This window comes from Mucilaginibacter sp., assembly GCF_036383575.1.
Taxonomy (GTDB): Bacteria; Bacteroidota; Bacteroidia; order Sphingobacteriales; family Sphingobacteriaceae; genus Mucilaginibacter.
On sequence record NZ_DASVOB010000406.1, the window covers coordinates 1 to 5,193 of the forward strand.

Consider the following 5,193-nt stretch of genomic DNA (forward strand, 5'->3'; position numbering starts at 1 on the left):
TGACACCGTAAGGGAGGAGAACACCGGCACTGAAAAAACTCTGACCGGAACCGTCACCACCGATGATAATCGCTCTGAAGAGTTAAGCGCAAGGTTAGCGGGCAGGATCCAGCAATTATTTGTAAGAACTACCGGCGAAAAAATCGCCATAGGGCAGCCTGTTTATTCCATCTATAGCGAAGATCTGCAGGAAGCGGAAAAGGAATATTTGCTGGCTAAACAACAACAAAAGGTACTGCATAATCCAGATGTGGATTATCAGCAATTAATCAGCGCCGCCGAAAACAAGCTCCAACTTTGGGGCCTGTCACCTGCGCAGATTAAAAACATAGCGGCTTCCGGCAAAGTTTCTGCAACCACAACCATATTGAGTAAAGTTAGCGGAACTGTTAGTGAAATAGCTGTTCACGAAGGTGATTATGTAACTGAAGGCATGTCTATCCTAAAAACACAGGCCCTGAATAATTTATGGGTAGAAGCTCAATTATATGCCAGCGAAATAAACAGCCATAAGGAAAATGACCGGGTAAGTGTTTCCTTTCCTGATTTGGGTGGGCAGGTTATCAACGGTAAAATTGAATTTATCAATCCCGAGTTATCGGATGCCTCCAAAGTTAACCTGATCAGGATCAGTGTTCCTAATCCGCAAGGTTTGATCAGGCCGGGAATGCTGGCTTATATTGCTATTGGCAATGGTAGCAACCAGGCTTTGGCAGTGCCGGCTTCAGCTATTTTAACCGATGGAAAAGGCAGCCTGGTATGGATCAAAAATCCAGATGGCAGTTTCTCATCCAGGATGATCAAACAGGGCAATGGCAATCAGAACTATGTGCCTATTCTTTCTGGTTTAAACGCGGGTGATGTGGTAGTCACCAACGGGGCTTATTTGCTAAATAGTGAAGCGATATTTAAGAACGGCGGCGACAATATGGCCGGCGTGAAAATGTGATCGCTAATTCACCAATATCTCACGGGTAGATGGTATTGCTATCAGAATAAAAAGTGGGAAGCCCGGCACGAAATTACGACCGGGCTTCTCATTCCCGGCATTTGTTAGCACTTCATTTAAACCAAAGGGATACTTTGCTTACTTTTGGGCAATTGTATGATGTTCCATATCCTCCTCATAGAAGACGACGACCGTTTAGCTACCGTGATCAAACGTGGCCTGGAAGAAAGCGGCTACCAGCTTACTCTGGCCTATGACGGGCAGATGGGGCAAAAACTGGCAATGCAGGAAAAATATGATGTGATCATCACCGATATTATTCTTCCTAAGATTAATGGTCTCGATCTTTGTAAGCATCTTAAACTTTACAAACCAGAGGTGCCCATATTAATGCTTACCGCCCTGGGTACTACCGACGACAAAGTGGAGGGCTTTGATGCCGGAGCAGACGATTACCTGGTGAAACCATTTGAGTTTCGTGAGCTTGAGGTGCGCGTAAGGGCCCTGGCCAAAAGACAGCAATTTGCCAGCCGGTCGGCGGTTGGAGATTCACTGACAATTGCCGATCTTCAGATGAACACCCATACCAAAACGGTTTACCGGAGCGGAACCGAAATCAGTTTAACACCCAAAGAGTTCCATCTGCTGGAATATATGATGCGCAACCGGGATCGTGTACTCCCGCGCTCTGAGATCAGCGAGAAAGTATGGAAAACAACGTTTGATACCGGCACGAACTTTATTGACGTTTACATTAATTACCTGCGTAAGAAGATCGACCGCGATTATTCCGTTAAATTGATCCATACCAAGCCCGGTATGGGATTTATTTTCAGAGAAGAGAAATGACTATCCGCAAGCGACTCACGGTATTGTTTACTGCGGGCATTGCCGGCTTGCTTTTGTTCTTTTCGCTGATCATTTATTGGTCGCTGGCCAATGACCGGGAAGATGAATACTATAGCCTGTTGCGCCATACAGCCATCACCAAGGCAAACCTCTTGCTTGACGCCAAAGTCACCCCCTCTGTTTTACAGCTGATCTACCGCAATGCAGAAAATACACTCTTCCAGGAAGAAGTAGCCATATATGACACTTCCTTCCGCCTACTTTATCATGATGCCGTAGAGATTGACAAAGTAAAAGAGACACGCAGGATGATCAATGAGATCGTTGCAAAAAAAGAGATCCGGTTTTACCAGGATAGCTTGCAGGTGGTGGGTATTCTGTATGCCCATCGTGGTAATTTATATGTTATTACAGCGGCTGCCAATGATCAGCAGGGATATGATAAATTACGTAATCTGGAATATACGCTGATCATCACATTCTTTGTCGCTATTATATTTATCTACTTTGCCGGGCAGTTTTTCGCCAGTAAAGCCTTGCAGCCGGTTTCTGATATGGTTGACAAAGTGGAAGAAATTACGGCCACCAATCTCGATCTGCGATTGAATGAAGGAAACGGCAAAGACGAAATTTCTGAACTGGCGGTTACTTTCAATGCCATGCTTAACAGGCTTGAACAATCTTTTGACGCGCAAAAGGAATTTGTTTCCAATATATCGCACGAGCTACGCACGCCATTAACGGCTATGCTTACCGAATTGCAGGTAACAATGGAGAAAGAACGCGATAATCTTTTTTATAAGGAATCCATAGCCCATGCCATTAGTGATGCACAAAAACTGGTGAGACTGTCCAATAGTTTGCTTGACCTGGCTAAGGCTAATTATGACCATACCGAGATCTCCTTTAAGCCGGTGCGGCTTGATGAGGTGCTGCTGGACGCTCAAACGGACGTTTTACATAATCATCCATCGTTCAAAGTCAATATGATTTTTGAAAAGGACATTGAAGACGAGCAACAGATAGCCGTAATGGGTAACGCCTATCTGTTAAGGGTGGCTTTAATGAACCTGATTGAAAACGGCTGCAAGTTTTCGTCGGATAACGAATGCGCGGTATCGATTGGCTACAATGACACGCTGAGCATTATTCGTGTACAGGACAAAGGCATCGGTATCAGCGAGGCCGACCAAAAGAGCATCTTTACTGCCTTTTATCGCGGCGAAAACAGCGAACATTCTAAAGGCAACGGTATCGGGCTGTCGCTGTCTAAAAAGATCGTTGAGCTGCACCACGGCATCATAGCGGTTCGCTCCGTTCCCGGAGCAGGCACCACATTCACTATTAGTTTTCCGCATCGGTAATCCCCGCTTTTTCTAAGTGCCTGCTTAAATTTAAAAATGTAGGGACGCATCACATGCGTCTCCCGCATGCAAATTCTTCAGGTTAATGATTACGAAGCAGCTTGTCCTATGGGAGACGCATGTGATGCGTCTCTACATAAAATTTCTCAAACGAAATTTAAATAGCTTCTAATAAAATTCTAATTTTTTTATAAAGGCTTTCTAACGGCGTTTTCCGGCCGGCAAGCTTACTTTTGCCCACGTCAAAAACAACATAACAGACAATGGATACAGGTCCGAGTAGAATTAATCAATTTATTAAATATTCCCGCTAAGCAGGACCGCCTAATACTTTACGCTGTTCTGCCCGGCAGGACAACACTATCGCTATGCGTAAAGAAAAAAACGTGGATAAATTTATCCAGCCAACCTTCCAGTCAAAAGCCCGGCTTAAAACCGGTAGTAACTCCAAACATCAGTTAAGCGTTTCGCAGTACGGTAACGTCAGCTTTGCATTGCCTTTGTATGTGCAGTTGCCGGCAGCATTAATCGAAGACTGAATGTAGTTTTTGATTAGTTCCCTTCTCCCCTTTTTCTATAATCTTAAACCCACTTTAATAATGACACTCAAAGACATTAAAGCCAAAATCAGCATTAACCAATCCGCAACCGGGCTTGATGATGCCGCAGCCAATAAATTACGCCAGGTGTCGGGCGAAGATCAGGCTGCCTTTTTGACCCTGCTGCAGAGCTCCTCAATCGGGCTCGATGCGAACGAGGTTGAAACCAAAACCCATCAATTTGGTGCTAATGAAATTACGCATCAAAAAGCGCCGGCCTGGTACGTGCAACTTTTCCAGGCTTTTCTTAATCCATTTATCGCTGTGCTGTTTGTGTTGGCGGCTGTATCATTTGTTACCGATGTGCTGATGGCCGCACCTGCCGATAGAAGTTATAAAACCGTCATTGTGGTTACTGTTATGGTAAGCCTGAGCTCATTGCTACGTTTCTGGCAGGAGTTCACCAGTAACAAGGCAGCCGAAGCCCTGAAAAGCATGGTAAAAACAACCGCTACCGTTTTACGGCAGCCCGAAGGCAAAGCAGAGATCGATATCAGGGAGCTGGTTTCAGGCGATATCGTTTACCTGAGTGCAGGCGATATGATCCCTGCCGATTGCAGGTTAATGCACTCAAAAGACCTGTTTGTAAGCCAGGCCATGCTCACCGGCGAATCACTGCCGGTTGAAAAAAAGGAATCCGTAGTATCAAATGCCGCAACGGGTGGCTTGCTCGAACTGGATAATATCTGCTTTATGGGTACCAATGTGATCAGCGGTACCGCAACGGTAATTATCGTAAATACAGGCAGTCATACCTATTTCGGCAGTATCGGGAAAGCCATCTCCGGCAAACGCGCCGAAACAAGCTTTGACAAAGGCGTAAACAAGGTAAGCTGGCTGCTCATTCGCTTTATGATGATCATGGTGCCCCTGGTATTCATCGTTAACGGGGTTACAAAAGGTGATTGGTTCGAAGCACTGATGTTCGGTATCTCTGTGGCCGTTGGCTTAACCCCCGAAATGCTGCCGATGATCGTAACTGCTAATCTCGCCAAAGGTGCCCGGAACATGAGCAAACGCAAAGTGATCGTCAAACGCCTGAACGCGATTCAGAACATCGGTGCGATGAACATTTTGTGTACCGACAAAACCGGTACGCTCACTATGGATAAGATCGTTTTGGAGCGGCACCTCAATGTATTCGGGACAGAAGATAACGAGGTAATGAAATGGGCCTATCTGAATAGCTATCACCAAACCGGCTTGAAGAATTTGCTGGATATAGCCGTGTTGGAACATGCAGATGAGCATGCCTGCCTTGCCGAGGGTGAGCAATACCAGAAGGTTGACGAAATACCCTTCGATTTTCAGCGCCGCCGGATGTCTGTCATTTTGGAAGAAAAGGACGGTCGTCACCTGCTCATTTGCAAAGGTGCGGTTGAAGAAATGCTGGACTTGTGCAGCCATGCTTTTGATCCGGGGGATGACAACC

General features: G+C 45.7%; 5 protein-coding genes. All 5 read left to right on the forward strand.

Features of this window, described 5'->3' with window-relative positions; genetic code table 11:
* The coding region (locus VF500_RS14150; RefSeq protein WP_330860282.1) for an efflux RND transporter periplasmic adaptor subunit at nt 1-949 on the forward strand (949 nt) is incomplete at its 5' end.
* A gap of 156 nt (nt 950-1,105) precedes the next feature.
* Complete coding sequence (locus tag VF500_RS14155) at nt 1,106-1,798, forward strand: response regulator transcription factor (RefSeq protein ID WP_330860283.1); 693 nt, start codon at nt 1,106-1,108, stop codon at nt 1,796-1,798.
* Nucleotides 1,795-3,162 (forward strand): sensor histidine kinase, encoded by a 1,368-nt coding sequence (locus VF500_RS14160; RefSeq protein WP_330860284.1) that lies wholly within the window; start codon nt 1,795-1,797, stop codon nt 3,160-3,162. Before VF500_RS14155 ends, VF500_RS14160 begins: the two co-directional genes overlap by 4 nt.
* A 368-nt stretch (nt 3,163-3,530) precedes the next feature.
* On the forward strand, nt 3,531-3,701 hold the full coding sequence (locus VF500_RS14165; RefSeq protein ID WP_330860285.1) for a hypothetical protein: 171 nt from the start codon (nt 3,531-3,533) through the stop codon (nt 3,699-3,701).
* A 60-nt stretch (nt 3,702-3,761) separates the two neighbouring features.
* Nucleotides 3,762-5,193: HAD-IC family P-type ATPase (locus tag VF500_RS14170; RefSeq protein ID WP_330860286.1), on the forward strand; the 1,432-nt coding region annotated here is incomplete at its 3' end.